We start from the raw sequence: 21,320 nt of genomic DNA on the forward strand, positions 1-21,320 counted from the left end.
CCCGCGCCGTAGAACGCAGTGCCAGATGAACCGGACATCCGGCCGCGATCCACGGAGGCTCTGACGATGCGTCCCCCGATACTGCGTGAGCGCGACCTGCCGATCCCGCTCGCGGACGGCGTGGTGCTGCGCGCGGACGTCCACCGCGACCCGTCGCCGGGACGACGGCCGGTCCTCCTCCAGCTCACCGCCTACGACAAGTCCAACTGGGCTTCGGTCAACGGCGTCATCAATCCCGAACGCGCGGTGGACCACGGGTTCGCCGTCGTCGTGGTGGACGCGCGCGGCAGGCACCGCTCCGGCGGCGACGAGCCGTTCCGCCCGTTCGCCGGTTTGGGCGAGGACGCCGCCGCGTGCGTCGAGTGGGCCGCCGCGCAGCCGTGGTCCAACGGCCAGGTCGGCATGTACGGCGCCTCCAACAACGGCGTCCCGCAGTGGCAGGCGTTGCGGCATCGGCCACCGGCGCTGCGCACGATCGTGCCGCACTTCACCACGTCCGCGTACGACGACGGCTGGGTCTGGCGCGGCGGGGCGTTCCAGCTCGGCTTCAACCTCTGGTGGAGCCTGGCCAACCTGGCCCCCGACCAGATGCGCCGCGCGGTGGCCCGCGACGGCGCCGACCGGCACGAGAACGCCGCGACCGCGCTGGCGGGGGCGCTGCGCGACCCGGACACCGCGTTCGGCCGGCTTCCGCTCGACGACGTCCCGGCCCTCGACGGCATCGCCCCGCACTACCGGGAGTGGCTCGCCCACCCGCCCGGCGACCCGTACTGGCGCGAGCTGAGCGCACGGGAGGCGCTGGCCGGCACCGAGCTGCCCGTGCTGCACGTGGCCGGCTGGTACAACGTGCACCTGGACGGCAACCTGGCCGACTACGCGGCGATCAAGGCCGCCGGCGGGCCGGCCGCCGAGCGGCAGCGTCTCATCATCGGCCCGTGGACACAGTGGTCGCCCGCGCTGTTCGGCGACACGTGCGGCCCGGAGCGGCGCTTCCCGTCCACGATCGACATGGAGGGCCTGCAGCTCGCCTGGTTCGGCCAGCACCTGGCCGGCGGGCCCGGCCCCGGCCTGCCGCCGGTGCGGCTGTTCGTGATGGGCGTGGACGAGTGGCGCGACGAGCAGGAGTGGCCGCCGGCCCGCGCCCGCGCCACCGAGTGGTTCCTGCGCGGCGAGGGCGCGGCCAACTCGCGTCACGGGGACGGCCGGCTCAGCCTCACGCCGCCGCCGGGCGCCGAGCCGCACGACACGTTCCTGTACGACCCGCGCCGGCCCGTGCCCACGCGCGGCGGCGCGACGTACCTGCCCAACCCGGCGGCCAACTCCGGGCCGATGGACCAGCGCCCGGTCGAGGACCGTGACGACGTCCTGGTCTACACGAGCGATCCGCTGGCCGAGCCGGTCGAGGTCACCGGTCCGGTGCGTGCCGTGCTGCACCTGCGCACCACCGCCCCGGCCACGGACCTGACGGCCAAGCTCGTCGACGTCCATCCCGACGGCCGGGCGGAGCTGCTCTGCGACGGCATCCGGCGCGTCACCGCCGCGCACCTGTCGGCCGCCGGGGACGCTCCGGTCCGCGTCGAGGTGGACCTGATCGCCACCAGCAACGTGTTCCTGCCAGGCCACCGGATCCGCCTGGAGGTCTCCAGCAGCTCGTTCCCGAAGTACGACCGGCACGGCAACACCGAGCGCGGCGCGGCGTCGCCGGAAGACGATCCGCGGCCCGCGGTGCAGACGATCGTCCACGACGACAGGCACCCCTCGGCACTCGTGCTCCCCATCGTCCCCGCCACCGACACCACAGAGGTGAGACCTTGACCCGCCCGCTGCCCCTGGCCGACGTACGCGTGATCTGCGTCGAGCAGTTCGGCGCCGGCCCGTTCGGCTCGATGCACCTGGCCGACCTGGGCGCCGACATCATCAAGATCGAGGACCCGGCGACCGGCGGCGACGTCGGCCGGCACATCCCGCCGTTCCAGGAGCAGGAGGACAGCCTGTTCTTCGAGACCTTCAACCGCAACAAGCGCAGCGTCGCGCTCGACCTGTCGGCCCCCGCCGGCCGCGAGGTGTTCGAGGCGCTGGTGACACGGGCGGACGCGGTCTACTCCAACCTGCGCGGCGACGTGCCCGAGCGGCTCGGCCTCACCTACGAGCAGCTCAAGCACCTCAACCCGCGCCTGGTCTGCGTGTCGCTGAGCGGCTACGGCATGACCGGCCCGAGACGCGCCGAGCCCGGCTACGACTACATCATGCAGGGCATCGCCGGCTGGATGTCCCTCACCGGCGAGCCGGGCGGGCCGCCCACCAAGTCGGGGCTGTCCATCGTGGACTTCTGCGGCGGCCTCGTCGCCGGGCAGGCGCTGCTGGCCGGCGTCCTCGCCGCGCGCCGCGACGGGATCGGGACCGACTGCGACCTGAGCCTGTACGACACCGCGCTCGCCATGCTCACCTATCCCGCCACCTGGCACCTCACCGGCGGCTTCACCCCGTCGCGCCGCGCCCGCTCGGCCCACCCCTCGCTGGTCCCCTTCCAGAACTTCCCGACGGCCGACGGCTGGCTGGTCGTCGCCTGCGCGAAGGAGAAGTTCTTCGCCCGCATGGCCGACGCGATCGACGCCCCCGAGCTCCGCGACGATCCCCGCTTCGCCGACTTCGACGGCCGGCGGCGGCACGAGGACGAGCTGCTGCCGCTGCTGGAGGCCGCGTTCGCGCGGCGGGGCACGGCCGAGTGGCTGAAGCGCCTCAGCGCGGCCGGTGTGCCCTGCGGCCCGATCAACACCGTCGCCGAGGCGCTCACCGATCCGCAGGCCGAGGCGCGCGGCATGGTCGTCGAGACCGAGCATCCCAGGTTCGGTCCGGTGCGCCAGGTCGGCAGCCCGGTGCGGGTCGGCCCCGGCCGCACGGAGCACCGGCGCGCGCCCCGGCTCGGCGAGGACGGAGACGACGTGCTGCGGGGGCTGCTGGAGTACGACGACGACGCCGTGACCAGGCTGCGCGCCGCCGGCGCGTTCGGACCTGCCACGACACACACCGACCAGGAGGACCGCCATGCCGGCTGACGAACCCGAGGGCCTGGTCCCGATGCTCTCCGTGAAGGAGGCGGCACGGGTCGCCGTCGCCACCGGCATGCGCGAGGAGATGTCGCGCATCCACTTCTACCGGCTGCTGCTGAACTCACCGCAGGCCGGCCGGGTCGAGAACGAGATCAACGACCGCATCCTGTGGGAGGGGCGGCTGACCGTGCGCCCGGAGGCGACCCGGCTGCGCGAGCTCGCGATCATGCAGGTGGCCTGGGTGACCGGCTCCGAGTACCTGTGGGCGCACCACTACGCCCCGGCTGTCGACGTCGACCTGCCCGGCAAGCGGCCTGCCGACGTGCTCGGGGTGCGCGAGGGCGCGGCGTACCCGGGGTTCGGCCCCGCCGAACGCGCCGTGATGCGCGCGGTGGACGAGATGGTCCGCGACGACCGGATCTCCGAGGAGACCCTGGACGTCCTCAAGTCGCTGCTGGCGAGTAACGGCGAGGTGGTCGAGCTCTGCTACGTGATCGCGATCTGGCGGGCGCTCACCACGCTGATGGCCACCTTCCAGGTGCCGCTCGAACCGGGTTACCAGGCGTGGGCCCCGGACGGCCGCCGGCCGGGGGCGGAAGGGTCGCGCCCGTGAGCGACTTCGAGGAGTACCGCGACCTCTTCGCCGACGTGCGGATGACGCGGCGGGACGGCATCCTGCAGGTCACCCTGCACACCGACGGCGGCTCGCTGAAGTGGTCGGAGCGGGCGCACCGCGAGCTGCCCCAGGCGTTCCGGCGGATCGCCACCGACCCCGGCAACCGCGTGGTCATCCTCACCGGCAGTGGCGACGACTTCCTGACCGAGATGGCGTTCGAGAAACGGAACACCACCCCTCGGGGCTGGGACCGGATCGCGCACGAGGGGCGGCACCTGCTCTTCGACCTGCTCGACATCGAGGTCCCGGTCATCGCGGCGGTGAACGGGCCCGCCACCGAGCACGCCGAGCTGGCGCTGCTCTCGGACATCGTCCTCGCCGCCGAGTCGGCCACCTTCGCCGATCACCAGCACGTGGTCGCCGGGGTGGTCCCCGGAGACGGCGTGCACATCATCTGGCCGTGGCTGCTGGGCATGAACCGGGCCCGGCACTTCCTGCTGACCGGGCGGACCCTCGACGCGCGCGAGGCGCTGGAGCTCGGCCTGGTGGCCGAGGTGCTGCCGGCGGACCGGCTGCTCGACCGGGCCTGGGAGCTCGCCCGCGAGCTGGCGGCCAACACGACGCTCACCCTGCGCTACACCCGCGCCTGCCTGACCATGCTGATCCGGCGCGAGCTGCAGTTCGGCCTCGGCCCGGGCCTCGCACTCGAATCACTGGCCGCGGTCGACGCCCGTTCGTTCGCGGACGCGCGGGACACCGGGGGCGAGCCGCGGTCGTGACGCCGGCCTCGCGCCACGCGGGCCGGCCGTCCGCGCCCACGACTCACACCGGAACGACTCGCGTCGGGACCGGTCACGCCGGGATCGGTCACGCCGGGATCGGTCACGCCGGGATCTCCTGGGGGTCGTCGCCGGTGAAGAGGGCGCTGATCGGGGCCGGCTCGTGCCGGGTGCTCTCGCCCTGGAAGAGGTCGGCCCGGAACCGCCCGGCCGTGGCCGCCGACCAGTCCTCCGGCTGCCGGGCGGTGTGCCGCGGCGACCAGGTCGTCATCCGCCGCACGGTATGACCGGCGACCACGAAGACCTGCCCGGTGACGTCCTCGCCGCTCGGGCCGGCCAGCCAGGCGACCAGGGTCGCGACCTGCTCGGCGGACAGCGCGTCGCCGCCGGCGGGCAGCGCGCCGAAGGCCGCCTCGCTCATCGGGGTACGGGCCCGGGGCGCGATCGCGTTGACGCAGACGCCGTATCGGGCGAGCTCGGCGGCCAGGGTCAGGGTCAGCGAGGCCAGCCCGGCCTTGGCCGCCGCGTAGTTGCTCTGCCCCGCGTTGCCGTACAGGCCGGATTCGCTGCTCGTGTTGACGATGCGGCGCCCCGCGCGCCGGGGTTGCGCGCGCCAGTGCCGGGACAGGGCACGGCACAGCCGGAACGGCGCGGTCAGGTTGACGGCGAGCACCGTGTCCCAGTCGTCGTCGTCAAGGTTGAAGACCATCCGGTCGCGGACGATGCCGGCGTTGTTGACCAGCACGGAGATGGGCCGGCCGAGGGACTGGGCGGCGGCCAGCACGTCCTCGGCCGCGCCGCGTTCGGTGAGGTCGCCCTGCCAGGACAGGGCGGCGCCGCCCTCGTCGCGGATCGCGTCGACCAGTGTGGCGGTGTCGGACCGATCGGCGCAGAGCACGGCTCCGCCGCGTCGCGCGAGCAACCGTGCCTCCGCCGCTCCGATGCCCTGGGCGGCGCCGGTGACGACGCAGGTGTGGCCCGTCAGGTCGAGCGCGCGGGGGGCGGCACTTGAGGTCCTCATAACATTTTCTCCCATTACCGAGAATCAAATCGCCAGGTAATCCAACTGGCCGCGATCCGCGATAATCATAACCGAATAAAGCACGCCACAGCCAGCGCGTCCGGCCTCTTTTTCGCAGGTAGACCGGCCATTTCAGCATGACATGATTTCGATTGCCAGCAGGGACAGGGCCGGAGAACAGAATTCTCTGACCGCCCGCGAATTTCACGAATGGGGCGCTTTTCCGGTGTCCGGGAATTCGCCTCACCGCTGAGCCGTTGACCGGCACGGTGTATGTTGCCGACGCCGAGTTCGCCGCGCGGGCGGGACAAACGACGAGAGGCGCGCAGGATGACGGTTCAGCAATGGGTCGACTCCATACTCCGGCTCGTCGGCCACCTCGTCTCGTGGCCGGTCGTGACCCTGGTCATCGTGATCATCTTCCGAAGGCGCATCATCTCCGCGCTCAGCGCGCTGACCGGGCGGGCGCGGAGCGCGTCGGTCGGGCCGCTCAGCGTCGAGTTCGACGAGGTCGCGGTGGAGGCGTTACAGGACACGGTCCGGCAGGCGGTCCAGGAGCCCGGCGCCGATCCGACCCGGCTCGCCGACTTCCTCGGCGAGCAGATCTCGAAGATGACCGGGCAGTCCTCCAAACGCGACGACGAGTCCTTCCCCGGCAGCCGCATCCTGTGGGCCGACGACAACCTCCGGCACCATCTCTTCGAGGTCAACTACCTGCACCGGCTCGGCGTGGACCTTGAGAAGGCGAGCACGACGACGCAGGCGCTCCAGGCCCTCGACTCGGGGAGGTTCGACCTCGTCATCTCCGACATGCACCGGGTCGAGGACGGCACCGAGGAGCCGCGCGCGGGCCTGAAACTGCTGCGTGAGATGCGGTCCGGCCGCCGGCGGACTCCGCTGATCTTCTACACCTCCAACGCCGTGCCGTTCCAGGGGGACGAGGAGATCTCCGCGTACGGCGCGACCGTCACGGACACCACGAGCGACCTGTTCGCCGAGATCAGACGGACACTACGCCGGCAACCCGAGGACGCCTGACTCCCACCGGTGACTCTGCCGCCCGCCGTACGTGGGGCTGCGCCATCCGCCCCAGTCGCCTCCGGTTTGTCGCTGACACTAGAGGGCAGCCACCGGACATGGATGCCGAAAACGGTCAAACCGACGGGGCCTGGCTGGCGCGCGCCCAAGGGGCGTGCAACGTGCTGGGAGGCGTCTGGCCGTTGGCGCACATGTCCAGCTTCGAGAAGGTCTTCGGCGTCAAGATCGACCGCTGGCTGGTGCGTACCGTCGCCGGGCTGCTGGTCGGGATCGGTTACAGCCAGATCCGCGCGTCCGGCACGCCCGCCGGATCGGCCTGACCACCGCCGCGACGCTGCTGAGCGTCGACCTCGCGTACGTGCCCACGGGGCGGATCCGCGCCACGTACCTGCTGGACGCGCTGGCGGAGGCCGGCTGGATCTACGCCTGGCGCCGATCGCGTTGAGCGGTGGATCCGCCCGAGGCGCCGAACGGAGGGCGCGTGTCCCATAACAGGGTCAATGAGATGAATGTGGTTGTTTGTGCCAATTCACCTCGGGTAGCGCCCCGAGACGCCGCTATCGCCTCGAAGGGAGCAGGTCAGCGCCAATGAGCATCCCGCATGACGACACCCACGGCGGCCCCGCGAAGGACTGACCGCCGGGGTCGCCCGCACAGAAAGTCGATCTTCATTATCGCTCCAGGAGAGACCATGAAAGAGTCCCATCCGGTGAAAGCAGCGGTCGACAAGGTCGTCGACGCGGTGACCGGCGACGGCCCCGAGATTCCGGGCGCGCCGAGCAGCCGGCCGCCGGCCGTCGAGGAGCCGACCGAGCCCAGGGAGCCGTTGCCGCCCAAGCCCGACCAGCGCGGGCCGGAGCCCTACTCCCCCACCGGGCAACCCCTGGACGTGCCGCCCTCGGACCTCGCGCAGGGCGGCGCCTACCTGACGACCGCCCAGGGCCTGCGGCTGCGGGACACCGACCACTCGCTCAAGGCGGGGCCCCGGGGGCCCGTGCTGCTGCAGGACCACCACCTGCGCGAGAAGATCATGCACTTCGACCACGAACGCATCCCCGAGCGCGTCGTGCACGCCCGGGGCGCCGCCGCCCACGGCGTGTTCAAGTCCTACGGCACGGCCACGACCGTCACCAAGGCGGCCCTGTTCGCCAAGGGCGCCGAGACCCCGGTCTTCGTGCGCTTCTCCACCGTGCTCGGCTCACGCGGCTCGGCCGACACCGTACGCGACACCCGCGGCTTCGCCACGAAGTTCTACACCAGCGAAGGCGTCTGGGACCTGGTCGGCAACAACATCCCGGTGTTCTTCATCCAGGACGCGATCAAGTTCCCCGACATCATCCACGCCGCCAAGCCGCACCCGGACCGGGAGATCCCGCAGGCGCAGAGCGCCCACGACACCTTCTGGGACTTCGTCTCCCTGCACACCGAGGCGACCCACCACACGCTGTGGAACATGTCCGACCGCGGCATCCCGCGCTCGTTCCGGACCATGGAGGGCTTCGGCATCCACACCTTCCGCCTGGTGGACGCGGAGGGGGCGACGACCCTGGTGAAGTTCCACTGGAAGCCCAAGGCCGGGGTGCACTCCCTGACCTGGGAGGAGGCCCAGCTGATCAACGGCATGGACCCGGACTTCCACCGGAGGGACCTGGCCGACGCGATCGAGGCGGGCGCGTATCCGCAGTGGGAGCTGGGCATCCAGACCTTCCCCGACACGCCCGAGCAGACCTTCCAGGGCATCGACCTGCTGGACCCGACGAAGATCGTGCCGGAGGAGCTCGCGCCCGTCCAGCCGATCGGCCTGCTGACGCTCAACGCCAACCCGTCCAACTTCTTCGCCGAGACCGAGCAGGTCGCCTTCCATCCCGGCCACCTGGTGCCCGGCATCGACGTCACCGACGACCCACTGCTCGCCGGGCGGCTCTTCTCCTACCTCGACACGCAGCTCACCCGGCTGGGCGGGCCCAACTTCGCCCAGATCCCGATCAACCGCACCCACGCCCCCGTCAACGACATGCTGCGCGACGGCATGCACCAGACGGCGGTGCACCAGGGTGTGGCGCCGTACCGGCCCAACTCGCTCGACGGCGGGTGTCCCTTCGTCGCGGGCGCGCAGAACGGCGCGTACGTCGAGGTGCCGGTCGAAGTGGCCGCGGCGCCCAAGGTGCGGGAGGCCCCGGCCTCGTTCGCCGACCACTTCACCCAGCCGCGGCTGTTCTGGCTGAGCCTGTCACCGGTCGAGCGGGAGCACGTCATCGCCGCCTACACCTTCGAGCTGGGCAAGGTCTACGAGCAGGCCATCAGGGAGCGCAACCTGCGGGTGCTCGCCGAGATCGATCCGCACCTGTGCGAGCAGGTCGCCCAGGGGCTGGGCCTGCCCGCCCCCGAGCCGTCCCAACCGCTGCCGAACCCGCAGCCCAGCCCGGCGCTGTCCCAGGTGGGCGACACCTGGCCGGTCACCGGCCGGATCGTCGGCATCATCGCCGACGGCGACGGCGACCTGCGGGCGGTCAGCGCCCTCCGCCAGGAGGTGCTGGACGCCGACATGGTCCCGCTGGTCATCGCGCCGACCGGCGGCACGCTCGCGGCCGACGGCGCTGAGCCCGTCACCGTGCAGCGCACGTTCGCGACCGCGCGATCGGTGGAGTTCGACGCGCTGCTCCTGGCCGGATCGCCCGCTCCGGGCATGGACGCGTACGGCGCGCGCGACGCCAAGGCCGGCACGGCCACGATCACCGAGACCGTGGTCGACCCGCGCGTGCTGCTCATGCTCTCCGAGGCCTACCGGCACGCCAAGCCGGTCGGCGGCTGGGGTGACATCTCCGGGGTGCTCGAACTGGCCGGAGTGCCCACCCAGGCGCCCGGTGTCCTCGTCGCCTCCGACGCCCAGGCGGCACTGCGGGAGACCATCCGGCTCCTGACCGAGCACCGAGTCTGGAACCGCTTCCCCAGCGCACCCATGTCCTGACGTCCCACGCCTGAGCTCTCCCACCGCGACCGGCGGCGGGAGAGCTCTCGCGTGTATGCCATGACCGAACCATCTCATCGCGATCTGGAACGGCGCTGAAACGGCGCCGAACCCGTCATCGCGCTGGGCTCCGACCGGGGCCGGGAAGTCGGGGCAGCCCGGAAAGCGGCGTCGTTCCGGGCCCCGCTTCAGGCTCACATCAGCAACGCTTCAGCCCTCGGTGCGACAGTTCCCACGGCCAACGGTTTCCGGAGCAGCGCCAAGGCGATCAGGGGAGCGATCGTCGAGCGTCAGGTCGTAGCCGGGATCTTTCCCGCCACGGTGCCGGCGGCCAGGGGGATTCACCGGATTTCCGTGCCCGCGTCAACGCGGCGGGGCGCGGGAACCGGCCGTGCGCGGAGATGGCGCTCGGCCGTGCCCGGACTTCCCGGCACATGACGGTGAGCAAGACATCTCGGAGGGGAAACACGGTGCTGGAGAAGATAGTCGAAGGCGAGCTTCCGCCGGTCATCCTGGTGGACTTCGCCATGTTCTCCGTGGCCGACACGATGACGACCCTGATGGGAGTCGAGGGATCGGGGCGGGCGATCTACCGCGTCGACGCCGTACAGGATCTCGAAACCCACGGGGCCATGTCCATCGACCGGCTGGCGGATCTGTACACGCGGGAGATCACGGAGCTGGCGAGCCCGCCCGCCGGGGTGCTCGGCTACTGCAGCGCGGCGACGCTCGCCCTGGAGATCGCGAACCGCCTCGGCGAGGACCCGCCCCAGGTGGTGCTCGTCGAGCCGACGTGGCTGACCACCGACCTGATCGGGCAGGAGCTGGCGAACCTGCGTACGTCGCTCGGCGCCACCGGCGATCCACCCGCCGAGATCACGCCCGCCTCCGTGCTCAAGACGCTCACCGGCGACCTGGTGACGAAGCTGGCGGCGGAGGGCATGCCCGAGGCCGAGGTCGACACCTGTGTCACGATGCTGACCGACCGGTACGAGGCCTGGTTCGGCTTCCTCTTCTCCACGGCGGACGCGGCCGTGCCCACACCGAGGACACCGGTCTCGCTCGTCATCAGCGGCGACAGCGACAAGGAGCCGGCGCCGGGATGGACGCCGGCCCAGTGCGCGCTCGTACGCGTGGACGTGCCCACGGGCCAGTTCCTCGGCAGCGAGGCGGTCCGCCGGCAGATCCTCCGCCTGATCGATCAGCGCGACGAACACCGCCATGAGCATCGCTGACGGGCCGGAGCGTCGTCCGTTCACGGCGCGGGTGTACTGCTTCGCGCATGCCGGGGGCTCCGCCGGGGAGTTCCGCACGTGGGCGGACCTCGCGGACCTCGCGGACGACGCGGACGCCGCGGACGACGTGCGGATCGTCGGCGTCGAACGCCCCGGACGCGGCTCCAGGTTCGGCGAACCCGCCTCGCGGGACCTGCTGGGCCTGGCCGCGGAACTGGCCGGCTCCCTGGCGCTGGACCTGCCGTTCAGTCTGTTCGGCCACAGCTTCGGCGCCCTGCTCGCGTTCGAGATCGCGCACGTGCTCCGCGCTCGCGGCCTCAGGACGCCGGACCGGTTGTGGCTCTCCAGCTTTCCCAGCCCCGACCTCCCACGGCACGAGCCGGAGGTACGGCACCTGCCCGACGCCGAACTGCTGTGGACGCTGCAGGGACGGCACGACGGGATTCCCGCCGAGGTGCTGGAGAGTCCCGAGTTGCTCGAGATCGTGGCGACGTACATGAGGGCCGACTACGCGGCCATGGAGACCTACCGCTTCCAGGACCGAGAGCCGCTGCCGTGCGCCCTGGACGTCCTGGCCGGGACCGACGAGCACGACCTGCACGACAGGCTGGCCGGCTGGGAGAAGCACGCCACCGGCGGGTTCTCCACGCGTTTCCTACCGGGCGGGCATTTCTACCTGCGCCACCCGGACAACAGGCGCCACCTCGTGCAGGCGATGCGCGATGCGGTGATGACCATCGTTCCGACTCCGGGGGTGGAGCAATGAGGGAGATTTCGATCAGCCCGCGACGCGACAAGGGCGGACGCTCATGACCGCGCGGCAGCGAGAGTGGGGACGGGCCTCCGAGGTCGACGCCGAGTCCTGCGTGGGCGAGCTGATCGTCAAGGCGGGCGCCGACTTCGCCGGGCTGCCCGCGGTCCACGAGGCGGGACGCGGACTGACGCTGACCTACGCGCAGCTCCTCCGCCAGGTCGAGACACAGGCCGACGGGCTGCTGGCGCGCGGGGTCGACGCCGGTGACCACGTGGTCGTCGCGGTGCCGCGCTCCGCCGAGGAGATCGTCGCGGTGCTCGCCGTGCTCAGCGTGGGAGCGGTCTACGTCCCGATGGACGGCTCGCTCCCCCTGGCGAGACTCAGGGTGATGCTCGAACGGGTCCGGCCGAAGGCCGTGATCGGCGACTTCGCCGCGGCCCGGTCCATCGTCCGGGCGGCACCCGGCCCATGCGTCCCCGTCGATCCGGTGGCCATGACCGGCCCGGCTCCGGTGGCCATGACCGGCCGCCCCGCCGACGAGCCCGTACGGGACTGGGCGCGTCGCGAGCCCGGTGACGTCGCGTACATCACGTTCACCTCGGGTTCGACAGGCGTGCCGAAAGCGGTGCGCATCCCGCACCGGGGCGTCGTACGCCTGGTGCGCGGGGCCTCCTACCTGCGGCAGGGGCCCGGCGAGCGGATCCTGCGGCTCGCCCCGCTGGCCTTCGACGCGTCGACGCTGGAGATCTTCTGCGCGCTGGCGACCGGCGCGACCGTGGAGGTGTTCCCCGACGGGCCGGTGTCGCCGGGCGAACTGGCCACGTTCATGCGCGAGACCGAGGTGACCGTGGCGTTCCTCACCGCGGGACTGTTCAGGGTCGTGGTCGCCGAGGCGATCGAGGCGTTCGCCACCGTGCGCCAGGTGTTCACCGGCGGTGACATAGTGCCCGCCGACGCGGTGCGAGCCCTGCTGTCGCGCCACCCCGGCCTGGAGGTCGTCAGCGCGTACGGGCCGACCGAGAATACGACGTTCTCCACCGTGCACCCGATGGCGGGCGTCGCGGAGGTCGAGACGCCGGTGCCGATCGGCAGGCCGATCGCGGGCACGTCCGCCCTGGTGCTCGACGAGGCCGGCGAGCCGGTCCGTCCGGGCGAGATCGGCGAGCTGTACCTCGGCGGGAGCGGGCTGGCGGTGGACTACCTGGACGCGCCCGAGGAGACGGCGCAGGCGTTCGTCCGGCCTTCGGGGGCTCGGGAGCGGTTCTACCGCACCGGCGATCTCGTGCACTGGGACGCCACCGGGCGGCTGCACTTCGATGGCCGGCGTGATCGCCAGGTGAAGGTGCGCGGCTACCGGATCGAGCTGACCGAGATCGAGGGGCGGCTGAGCGAGCGCGAGGAGGTGCGGGACGTCGCCGTCGTCGTGGTCGGCGCCGACGCCGGATCCAAGCGGCTGCTCGCCGCGATCGTCCCGAACCGGAGCGCGACAGCCCCGGAAGCAGCGTCCCGGAACGCGACAGACCGGAGCGCGACAGACCGGGACGCGGCGGCCCCGGACGCGGCGGCCTCCGGCGCGACAGGTCGGGCGGAGGGGCTGGTGGCGCGCCTGCGGGACGCGCTCCGCGAGGAGTTGCCCGGCTACATGGTGCCGGTGCTCTGGGTCGTGACCGACCGGCTGCCGTACACGCCGAACGGCAAGGTGGACGTCGCCGAACTCGAACGCCGGGCCACGGCGGCCAGGTCCCCCGTCCAGGCCGCCCCCTCCGGGCCCGCACCCGCCCACCGCACCGAGGTCCCCGGCCACGACGTCCCGCACGACTCCAAGAACGACCCTGAGCACGACTTCAAGCACGCCCCCAGGAACGACTCCAGGAACGACTCCAGGAACGACTCCGGGAACGGCTCCGGGCAGGACCTCGGGGAAGACGACTTCGAGGACGTCATCGCCGGGGTGTGGAGCGAGGTGCTCGGCACCAGCGACTTCGGTGTCCGGGACCCCTTCTTCGAGATCGGCGGCGACTCGCTGCTGGCCGGTCGCGTGCACATGCGCCTGTGCGCCGAACTGCCCGGCCACCCGCTGCGCATCGTGGACATCTTCCAGCATCCGACCGTACGAGCGCTGGCCGAGCACCTGAGAGGAACGGCCCGATGAGCCGCGCGGAAGGCGTCGCGATCATCGGCTTCGGGCTGCGTCTGCCCGGAGCGGAGACCCCCGAGCGGTTCTGGGACAACATCACGGCGGGGAGGGAGTGCCTCACCAGGTTCGACCTGGACGAGCTGGCGGCCGAGGGGGTGCCGGAGTCCGAGCTCGCGAACCCGGCCTACGTCCCCGTCCGCGGGGTCGTCTCCGGCGTGGAGGACTTCGACGCCGACCTGTTCGGCATGCCGCCGCGCGAGGCCCAGGTCACGGACCCGCAGCAGCGGCTCTTCCTCGAATGCGCCCTGGAGGCCCTGGAGCACGCCGGGTACACCCAGGAGACGGCCGTCGGCCCGATCGGCGTGTTCGCCGGCACGGGCAAGAACCACTACCTGCTCCGTCATGTGCTCGGCCACACCGAGCTGCTCAGGAGCCTGGGTGACATGGCGATGCTCGTCGGCCACGAGAAGGACCACGTCGCGACGCGTACGGCCTACCGGCTCGGCCTGCACGGCCCCGCCATCGCCATGCAGACCTCCTGCTCGACGTCACTCGTCGCCGTGCACATGGCGGTGCAGAGCCTGCTCAGGCACGAGGCGGATCTCATGCTGGCCGGCGGCGCGTCGATCAGCCTGCCGCAGAAGGCCGGTTACGTGTACAGCCCGCACGACATCCTGTCGCCCGACGGGCACTGCCGGGCCTTCGCCAAGGACGCCAGGGGCGCCGTGCCGGGCAACGGGGTCGGCGTCGTGGCGCTGAAGCGGCTCGGCGAGGCCGTACGTGACCGGGACACGATCTACGCGGTGATCAAGGGCTCCGCGATCAACAACGACGGCGGGCGCAAGGTCGGTTACACCGCCCCGAGCGTGCGGGGGCAGGCGGACGTCATCCGCGCCGCGCACGCCGCCGCGGACGTGGACGCGAGCACCATCCAGTACGTCGAGACCCACGGCACCGGCACGGAGCTGGGCGACCGCATCGAGGTCGAGGCCCTGACCCAGGCGTTCGGAGCCGGCGGAGGTCCGGGCTCCTGCGCGCTCGGCACCCTGAAGCCGAACATCGGGCACGTGGACATCGCCGCCGGAGTCGCCGGCCTCATCAAGGCCGCGCTCGCTCTGTGGCACGGCCGGCTGCCGCCGAGCATCCACTGCGAGCAGGAGGAACCGGAGCTCAAGCTGCACGACGGCCCCTTCTACATCAACCGCGTGCTGCGGCCGTGGCCGGCGACGCGGGGCCCGCGCAGGGGCTCGGTCAGCGCCTTCGGCGTGGGCGGGACGAACGCGCACGTCGTGCTCGAACAAGCGCCCGTACCCGAAGACGCCAGGTCCGCGCCCGGCGCGTGTGTCATCGTGCCGGTCTCGGCGCACACCTCACACGCCCTGGCCCGGCTCACCGACCGGCTGACCGAGCACGCGCGCTCGCATCCCGAGATCGACGCGCGCGACGTGGCGCGCACGTTGCGCGACGGCCGCCGTCATCGCGAGTACCGCTCCGCCGCCGTGGTGAGGAGCGTCGCCGAGCTGGCCGACCCTGCGGCGTTCCGGATGCCGTCGCGCAGCCGGAGCGGCGTGAGCATCGGCTTCCTGTTCACCGGGCAGGGCAACCAGCATCCGGGGATGGCCGCCGACCTGTACGACCGCTTCCCCGTCTTCCAGACGGCCATGGACGACTGCGCCAGGGAGTTCTCCGCCGGCACCGGCACCGCCACCGGCACGGACATCCGCTGGACGCTGTGCGAGTTCCCCACCGACCGCGCCGCCGCCCAGGCCGAGCTGGACGGCATGGCGCTCGCCCAACCGGCCGTCTTCGCCATGGAGTACGCGACCGCGAGGTTGCTGCTGTCGCTGGGGCTGCGGCCGAAGGCGTTGCTCGGGCACAGCCTGGGCGAGTACGCGGCGGCCTGCGTCGCCGGGGCGATGAGCCTGGCCGACGCCGCCGCGCTGGTCGGAGCCCGTGGCCGGCTACTGGACCGGGTGCGTGGCGGGGCGATGCTGGCGGTCTTCGCCGGCGAGGACACCGTCGCCGCGATGTTGCCGCCGTCCCTGTCGCTGGCCGCGGTCAACGCGCCGCGGTCGGTCGTGGTGACCGGCCCGGCCCGCGCGATGCCCGACCTGATCGAGCGGCTCGACGCGGACGGCATCGGGCACCGCGCGGTGCCGGTGCCGATCGCGGCGCACTCCGCGATGCTGGACGGCCTGCTCGACGAGTTCCGGGCCCACGCCGACAGGCTCACCTACCACCCGCCGTCCATCCCGGTGATCTCCGGGGTGACGGGGCGGCCCGTCGATCGGGGCTTCGACGCGGACTACTGGACGCGCCATCTGCGGCGGACCGTCCGGTTCGCCGACGCGGTCGAGCACACGCTCCAGTGGCGCGACCCGCTGCTCATCGAGGTGGGCCCCGGTAACACGCTCACCACCCTCGTGCACGAGACGGCGGCGGGGCGGCCGGTCGTGGCGCTGGCCACGCTGCCCGGACGCAAGGACGAGGCACGGCCGTTGGCGACCATGCTGGAGGCCATCGCCGGGGCGTGGTGCGCCGGAGCCGAGGTGGACTGGACCGCGCTGGACGCCGACCCGGACGCTCGCCGCGTGCCCCTGCCCGGCTATCCGTTCCAGCGTTCCCGGCACTGGCTCGACCCGGTGACGCCGGAGCCGCTCCCGGCCCGCCCCACGACCTCCGTCCCAGACACCACGACCACCGCTCCGGACACCACGACCTCCGTTCCAGACACCGCGACCACCGCTCCGGAGATCGCCGCCCCCGCCGCCGAGGAGGAGGAGCCCGGTCACCCGGTGGAACGGGAGATCACCGCGATCTGGCGTGACCTCCTGGGCGTCGAGAACCTCGGCCCCGACGACAACTTCTTCGCGCTCGGCGGCCAGTCGCTCCTGCTCGTCCGCATGATCGCCCGGCTCAAGGAGCGGACCGGGGTCGCCATCGCGCTGCGGGACGCGGTCGCGGCTCCGACCGTGGCCGGGATCGCGGCGCTCGTCGCCCACCACACGAGGGGGCCGGCATGACAGCGCCCAGGCTCGCGATCGTCTTCGGCGAGGGCGCGGTGGCCCTCGGCGACCTGCTGGTCGGCCTGAGCTTCTGCCCCGACCTGGTCTTCGTACTGCCGGCGGGCCCGGAGAGCGCGCGGTACGCGACCCTGCTGGACTCGGCCGGCGCCGTCCTCACCCTCACCGGGGACCCGGGCGCCGACGCCGGGGCGCTGCGTGCCGTGGCGGCGACGGGCATCGTGACCTTCAGCGAGGACGCGTTGCCCGTCGCCGCCCGGCTCGCCGCCGGAGCCGGCCTGCCGTTCCACAGCCCCGAGACCGCCGAACGGCTCACCGACAAGCACCTCCAGCGGCGGGCGATGCGCGAGCACGGCATCGAGACCCCCGCGTCGTGGCTGCTGCGCGGCCCCGGCGCGCAGTGGCCGGACGGGCTCCGCCTGCCCGCCGTGCTCAAGCCGGCCCGGGGCGTGGGCAGCAGGAACACCTTCCTGGTACGCACCGCGGACGAGGGCATCGCCCTGGCCGACCGGCTCCTCGACCCCGACGGCCCGGAGACCGAGGAGTGCCTCGTCGTCGAGGAGTGCCTCATCGGAGTCCCGAGCGAACCGTTCGGCGACTACGTCTCGGTGGAGAGCGCCTGCTCGGGGGACGACATCCAGACCATCGGGGTGACCGGGAAGCTGCCGCTGCTGCCGCCGTTCAGGGAGAACGGCCAGTTCTTCCCCGACGCCCTCGACGACGCCCTGCGCGGCGAGGTGGTCGCGCTGGCGGAGCGCACCCTGCGGGCTCTCGGCGTACGGCACGGCCTGACGCACACCGAGATCAAGATCACCGCGCAGGGGCCCCGGGTCATCGAGGTCAACGGGCGCATCGGCGGGTTCATCAACGAGCTCTACGGGCGGGCGACCGGCCTCGACCTCATCGAGGCGGCGGGACGGCTCGCGCTCGGGCAGCACGTGGACCTGTCCACCCGCCCCGTCAACGGCGTGTACTTCCAGCACTACGCGCGGCCGTTGCCCGAGGCGACCCGGCTCGCCGCGATCGAAGGGGCCCGTTCGCTCACCCGGACGCCGGGGATCACCGCGCGCCGCCAGCTCGTCCAGCCGGGCACGGACCTGCCGCGCGACGGCAAGGCCGTCTATCTCGACCTGACCGTCGGGGACGCGCCGTCGCATCGGGAGATGCTCGCCGTCCTGGACCGAGGTCTGCCGGCGATCCGGTTCACCTTCGACACGCCCGCGGGGCCCGTCACCAGAGGTGGCGACGAACTGCGAGCCAGGGTTCCGATCCCCGGGTGACCCGGGCGACGCCGGCTACACACAAGGGGGATTGAGTGGAGGACAACGAGACCGGGCTGGGGGTCGCGGTCGTCGGCTACGGCAACGCCGGACGGCAGCACGTACAGGCCCTGGCCGGCGCCGGGAGCGCGCACGCGGTCGCGGTGGTGGAGAGCGATCCGGCCGCCGCCGCGCGGGCGCGGGCGGAGGGGCTGGCGGTGCGTGAGCTGGACGACGTGCTGGCCGACGGCGGGGTCCACGCGCTGGCGCTGTGCCTGCCGCCCGGTGCGCGGACGGGCCTCGCTGAGGCGGCGGTGGCGGCGGGCAAGCACCTGCTGCTGGAGAAGCCGCCCGCGCGCACCCCGGAGGAGCTCGCCGGGCTGCTCTCGCTGGCCGGAGCCGGTGGGGTGCTGGCCGCGGTGATGTTCCAGCACCGCTTCGCGCTCCCCCGGCGGCTGCTCGCCGCCGACCCGGAGCGGTGGGCGGGCGCCGTGGCCGCCCTGACCATTTCGCGCCCGCGCGCCGACGCGCACTACCGGCAGGCGGGCTGGCGCTCCGACCCGCGCGACGCCCTCGGCGGCGTCACGGCCCACCTCGGGGTGCACTACCTCGACCTGGCGTGCCAGCTGCTCGGCACGCCGCGCGAGGTGGTGCCGCTGTCCAGGATCGACGCCGCGCCGGGCATCGACACGCAGCTGTGCGGGCACATCGTGTTCGCGTCGGGCGCCCGGCTGTCGGTCACCGTCACCAGCCGTTCGGCCGCCAGGTTCGAGCAGCTCACGGTGCTCGGCGGCGACGCCTGGCTGGAGGTGCGGTCGGGCGCCGTCACCGGCGAGTTGGGCGGAGAGCCGATCAGCGGGCCGTCCCGTCCCGCGTCGCGGCTGCGGGCCGAGCTCTACCAGGAGCTCGCCGACGCCGCCGCGGGCGGCCCGCCCCTCGACGTGGCCGCGCTGAGCCGCGCCGTCGGGGTGGTCGCGGCCCTGAACGGCCTGCTCAACCAGCCCGCCCACTCCCTGATGGAGCCGGTTTCATGACCGGCGTACCGGCCATCGGACTCAGCTCGGGGACCCTCCCGCAGGCGGGCGCCACCGAGCTCGCCCGCGCGGCGCTCAGGTACGGCGGGTCCGGGGTGGACCTGCGGATCGGCAAGGGCCAGGGCTGGGACAGCGACGGCGTGGCCGAAGGGCTGCGGGCGGTCGCCGAGGCCGGGGCCGAGGTCTTCTTCACCGGCGTCGGCTGGCGGCTGGGCGATCCCGGCCTGGCGCCGGCGGAGGCGGCCGAGGCGGCCGGGGTGCCGTCGCGGTGGCCGGTGAAGGTCTTCTGCGTGGAACGGCCCGACCTGGGGCTGGTCGCCGAGCAGGTAAGCGGCGCGGCCGACGCCGGATTCGCGTTGTGGGTCGAGACGCATGCAGGCGGACCGGCCGTGGACGGCCTGATCGACCTCGCCGCGCGTACCGGGGCGGGGGTCGTGCTCGACGTGCTGGGCCTGCGGGAGATCGGCGGCGCGGACCGCCACCAGCTCGCCGACCTCGCGCCGCACGTGCACGCGGCCCAGGTCAAGGGCGTCCTGCGCACTCCGGAAGGGGTACGGCACCGGCCGCTGACGCCGCCCGACCTCGACCCCGTCCTGAACGTCCTGGAACGTGGCCCGCTGCGGTCCATCACCGTCGAGTCCCGCGCCGGCGCGCCGGACTCCGACCTGGCCGTGCTCGCCCACGTCCTCGTACCGAACATGACTCTTGAGGAGCTGGACAGATGCCGATGAGACTCGCGGTGATCGGCGACGAGCTGACCCAGGACTGCCGGATGGTCGCCAAGACCACCGCCGAGCTGGGGTTCGACGCCGTCGAGATCAGGTCGATGGAGGGCACGCCACCCCACCTGCTGAGCGACGAACAGCTCGTCGCGGCGCGCGGGCTCCTGGAGGAGCACGGGCTGGTGGCGGCCGGGTTCGCGCCGCCGGCGTTGAAGGCCGAGCTGCCCGAGACGGACGACGACCTGCGGGCCGCGGCCGACCTGCTGGTCGACTCCTGCCGCCGGGCGGCACTGCTCGGCGCGCCGCACGTCAGGATCTTCAGCTTCTACCGGAACGGCGACCCCGACCCCGTACGAGCCGGGCGGGTCGCCGCCTCCCTGCTGGACGGCCTGGAGCTGCCCGTCCCGCTCGTCGTGGAGAACGGCACCAGGACGAACACGCCGACGGTGCGGCACCTCGTGACCTTCCTGGAGGAGCTCGGCCGCGACGACGTCGGCATCCTCTGGGACCCGGGCAACAGCGTCTTCAGCGGCTGGGACGCCACACCCTTCCCCGCCGACTACGAGGCGGGCCGTGACCGCATCCGCCACGTGCACGTCAAGGACCCCGACTCCACCCACGGGTACGTCCGGCTCGGCGACGGCGACCTGGACTGGCCGGCGATCCTCCGGCGACTGGCCGAAGACGGCTACGAGGGCTACGTCAGCCTGGAGACGCACTGGCGGCAGGGCAGGCGGCTGACCGCCGCCGAGCGTGACAACCCGTGGGGCGAGACGTTCTCGCGCGGCGGCTACTCGGCCAGCGTGGCGTGCATGCGGCGGCTGCGCGACTGGATGGACGAGCTGGCCGGGAAGAGCGCGGGCAGGTGAGCACGTCCGGGTCCCCGCCGCTCATCCTGCTCGGCGCCCAGCGCTCGGGCACCACCGCCCTGGGTGCGGTGCTCGACGCCGCGTTCGACGCCGTCGACGGCGTCTTCACCATCAACGGCAAGCTGCCCTACCTGCTGCACCGCTGGTGCACCGAGGAGGACGTCCGGGCTCGCCATCTGCGGGCCGACGAGATGCTGCACGCCCTGCGCCGGCGGCCGCCGTACGGGCTGAGGAGCGAGCGGTGGCTCGCCACGGTGGAGGGCGTGCTGCGCGAGGCGGCCGCCGACGTCGCGGCCGGATCGGCCCTCGACGCGGCGACGCTGCGGCGGGACCTCGTACGGCGGGCCTACGCGGGCGCGACCCGGTTCGGCGAGAAGTACAACGAGTACCTCCTGGAGCTCGACCGGCTGGCCCAGACCGTGCCCGACGCGCACTGGGTGCTGCTGGTCCGCCATCCGGCGGCCGTGGCGGACTCGATGCTGCGCTGGTCCGGCGACCGCCCCTGGCGGCCCGGCACATGGGAGGCCGCGCTGGACAAGTGGGCCGCCTGGCACGAGCCGTGGCTGCGGCACGAGCGCGCCCGCGATCCGGCCCGCAGCACCGTGGTCGAGTACGGCCGGCTGTGCGCGGGCGACGACCTCGACCGGCTCTCCGCCGTGGTGGGCCTCGACCTCGCCCCGCACGCGGGCCTGCTCGCGGAACGTCCGCCCCCGGAGCCGCCACGATCACTGCCGCCGCGCATCGAGCGGATCTGGCAGGCCCTGGCCGGCACCCCTCACCATGGAGATTCCCGATCAAGTCTTCGATGAAAGGCA

Annotated in this window: 17 protein-coding genes; 16 read left to right on the top strand and 1 reads right to left on the bottom strand. The window is 72.7% G+C overall.

Annotated elements, in window-relative coordinates; translation table 11 throughout:
- The first annotated feature begins 66 nt into the window (after positions 1-66).
- The 4 genes from AB0I38_RS00940 to AB0I38_RS00955 are packed head-to-tail and all read left to right on the top strand — an operon-like array spanning position 67 to position 4,445.
- Positions 67-1,815: a CocE/NonD family hydrolase gene (locus AB0I38_RS00940; RefSeq protein WP_358459759.1), complete on the top strand. Its 1,749-nt coding sequence runs from the start codon at positions 67-69 to the stop codon at positions 1,813-1,815.
- Positions 1,812-3,056, top strand: coding sequence for a CaiB/BaiF CoA transferase family protein (locus AB0I38_RS00945; RefSeq protein WP_358459762.1), 1,245 nt, complete (start codon positions 1,812-1,814; stop codon positions 3,054-3,056). Before AB0I38_RS00940 ends, AB0I38_RS00945 begins: the two co-directional genes overlap by 4 nt.
- Positions 3,046-3,663: a carboxymuconolactone decarboxylase family protein gene (locus AB0I38_RS00950; protein WP_358459766.1), complete on the top strand. Its 618-nt coding sequence runs from the start codon at positions 3,046-3,048 to the stop codon at positions 3,661-3,663. The genes AB0I38_RS00945 and AB0I38_RS00950 overlap by 11 nt, the downstream gene beginning before the upstream one ends.
- Positions 3,660-4,445: an enoyl-CoA hydratase/isomerase family protein gene (locus tag AB0I38_RS00955; protein WP_358459768.1), complete on the top strand. Its 786-nt coding sequence runs from the start codon at positions 3,660-3,662 to the stop codon at positions 4,443-4,445. Before AB0I38_RS00950 ends, AB0I38_RS00955 begins: the two co-directional genes overlap by 4 nt.
- Positions 4,446-4,548: 103 nt before the next feature.
- On the opposite strand, the gene AB0I38_RS00960 is transcribed toward AB0I38_RS00955, so the two are convergent.
- Complete coding sequence (locus tag AB0I38_RS00960) at positions 4,549-5,466, bottom strand: SDR family NAD(P)-dependent oxidoreductase (RefSeq protein WP_358459771.1); 918 nt, start codon at positions 5,464-5,466, stop codon at positions 4,549-4,551.
- Positions 5,467-5,796: 330 nt separating this feature from the next.
- Here AB0I38_RS00960 and AB0I38_RS00965 point away from each other — a divergent pair, with 330 nt between their 5' ends.
- The 12 genes from AB0I38_RS00965 (at position 5,797) to AB0I38_RS01020 (ending at position 21,314) form a co-directional block, all read left to right on the top strand.
- On the top strand, positions 5,797-6,504 hold the full coding sequence (locus tag AB0I38_RS00965) for a response regulator (protein WP_358459774.1): 708 nt from the start codon (positions 5,797-5,799) through the stop codon (positions 6,502-6,504).
- 98 nt (positions 6,505-6,602) lie between these two features.
- Positions 6,603-6,824 carry a hypothetical protein gene (locus AB0I38_RS00970; protein WP_358459777.1) on the top strand — a complete coding sequence of 74 codons (222 nt, stop codon included), beginning with the start codon at positions 6,603-6,605 and terminating at the stop codon, positions 6,822-6,824.
- 371 nt (positions 6,825-7,195) lie between these two features.
- Positions 7,196-9,472, top strand: coding sequence for a catalase (locus tag AB0I38_RS00975; protein WP_358459780.1), 2,277 nt, complete (start codon positions 7,196-7,198; stop codon positions 9,470-9,472).
- A gap of 470 nt (positions 9,473-9,942) precedes the next feature.
- Positions 9,943-10,707, top strand: a complete 765-nt coding sequence (locus AB0I38_RS00980) for a hypothetical protein (RefSeq protein ID WP_358459783.1) — start codon at positions 9,943-9,945, stop codon at positions 10,705-10,707.
- Positions 10,694-11,473, top strand: a complete 780-nt coding sequence (locus AB0I38_RS00985; protein ID WP_358459786.1) for a thioesterase II family protein — start codon at positions 10,694-10,696, stop codon at positions 11,471-11,473. The genes AB0I38_RS00980 and AB0I38_RS00985 overlap by 14 nt, the downstream gene beginning before the upstream one ends.
- Positions 11,474-11,516: 43 nt before the next feature.
- Complete coding sequence (locus AB0I38_RS00990; protein WP_358459789.1) at positions 11,517-13,613, top strand: non-ribosomal peptide synthetase; 2,097 nt, start codon at positions 11,517-11,519, stop codon at positions 13,611-13,613.
- Entirely contained in the window at positions 13,610-16,621 is a 3,012-nt protein-coding gene (locus AB0I38_RS00995) for a type I polyketide synthase (protein WP_358459792.1), read from the top strand. Before AB0I38_RS00990 ends, AB0I38_RS00995 begins: the two co-directional genes overlap by 4 nt.
- Complete coding sequence (locus AB0I38_RS01000; RefSeq protein ID WP_358459795.1) at positions 16,618-17,901, top strand: ATP-grasp domain-containing protein; 1,284 nt, start codon at positions 16,618-16,620, stop codon at positions 17,899-17,901. The genes AB0I38_RS00995 and AB0I38_RS01000 overlap by 4 nt, the downstream gene beginning before the upstream one ends.
- 35 nt (positions 17,902-17,936) lie before the next feature.
- Positions 17,937-18,914, top strand: coding sequence for a Gfo/Idh/MocA family protein (locus AB0I38_RS01005; protein WP_358459799.1), 978 nt, complete (start codon positions 17,937-17,939; stop codon positions 18,912-18,914).
- Positions 18,911-19,645 (top strand): hypothetical protein, encoded by a 735-nt coding sequence (locus AB0I38_RS01010; RefSeq protein ID WP_358459802.1) that lies wholly within the window; start codon positions 18,911-18,913, stop codon positions 19,643-19,645. Before AB0I38_RS01005 ends, AB0I38_RS01010 begins: the two co-directional genes overlap by 4 nt.
- Positions 19,636-20,505, top strand: a complete 870-nt coding sequence (locus AB0I38_RS01015; RefSeq protein WP_358459805.1) for a sugar phosphate isomerase/epimerase family protein — start codon at positions 19,636-19,638, stop codon at positions 20,503-20,505. The genes AB0I38_RS01010 and AB0I38_RS01015 overlap by 10 nt, the downstream gene beginning before the upstream one ends.
- On the top strand, positions 20,502-21,314 hold the full coding sequence (locus AB0I38_RS01020) for a sulfotransferase (RefSeq protein WP_358459808.1): 813 nt from the start codon (positions 20,502-20,504) through the stop codon (positions 21,312-21,314). Before AB0I38_RS01015 ends, AB0I38_RS01020 begins: the two co-directional genes overlap by 4 nt.
- Positions 21,315-21,320: the final 6 nt, after the last annotated feature.

The sequence above is a fragment of the Nonomuraea cavernae genome, from assembly GCF_040655715.1.
Lineage (GTDB): Bacteria > Actinomycetota > Actinomycetes > Streptosporangiales > Streptosporangiaceae > Nonomuraea > Nonomuraea cavernae_A.

Excerpts from the sequence above, each read along its gene's own strand:
- AB0I38_RS00940 (WP_358459759.1), top strand. The coding sequence starts at position 67 with ATGCGTCCCCCGATACTGCGTGAGCGCGACCTGCCGATCCCGCTCGCG.
- AB0I38_RS00950 (WP_358459766.1), top strand. The coding sequence starts at position 3,046 with ATGCCGGCTGACGAACCCGAGGGCCTGGTCCCGATGCTCTCCGTGAAG.
- AB0I38_RS00960 (WP_358459771.1), bottom strand. The coding sequence starts at position 5,466 with ATGAGGACCTCAAGTGCCGCCCCCCGCGCGCTCGACCTGACGGGCCAC.
- AB0I38_RS00965 (WP_358459774.1), top strand. The coding sequence starts at position 5,797 with ATGACGGTTCAGCAATGGGTCGACTCCATACTCCGGCTCGTCGGCCAC.
- AB0I38_RS00970 (WP_358459777.1), top strand. The coding sequence starts at position 6,603 with ATGGATGCCGAAAACGGTCAAACCGACGGGGCCTGGCTGGCGCGCGCC.
- AB0I38_RS00975 (WP_358459780.1), top strand. The coding sequence starts at position 7,196 with ATGAAAGAGTCCCATCCGGTGAAAGCAGCGGTCGACAAGGTCGTCGAC.
- AB0I38_RS00985 (WP_358459786.1), top strand. The coding sequence starts at position 10,694 with ATGAGCATCGCTGACGGGCCGGAGCGTCGTCCGTTCACGGCGCGGGTG.
- AB0I38_RS00990 (WP_358459789.1), top strand. The coding sequence starts at position 11,517 with ATGACCGCGCGGCAGCGAGAGTGGGGACGGGCCTCCGAGGTCGACGCC.
- AB0I38_RS00995 (WP_358459792.1), top strand. The coding sequence starts at position 13,610 with ATGAGCCGCGCGGAAGGCGTCGCGATCATCGGCTTCGGGCTGCGTCTG.
- AB0I38_RS01000 (WP_358459795.1), top strand. The coding sequence starts at position 16,618 with ATGACAGCGCCCAGGCTCGCGATCGTCTTCGGCGAGGGCGCGGTGGCC.
- AB0I38_RS01010 (WP_358459802.1), top strand. The coding sequence starts at position 18,911 with ATGACCGGCGTACCGGCCATCGGACTCAGCTCGGGGACCCTCCCGCAG.
- AB0I38_RS01015 (WP_358459805.1), top strand. The coding sequence starts at position 19,636 with ATGCCGATGAGACTCGCGGTGATCGGCGACGAGCTGACCCAGGACTGC.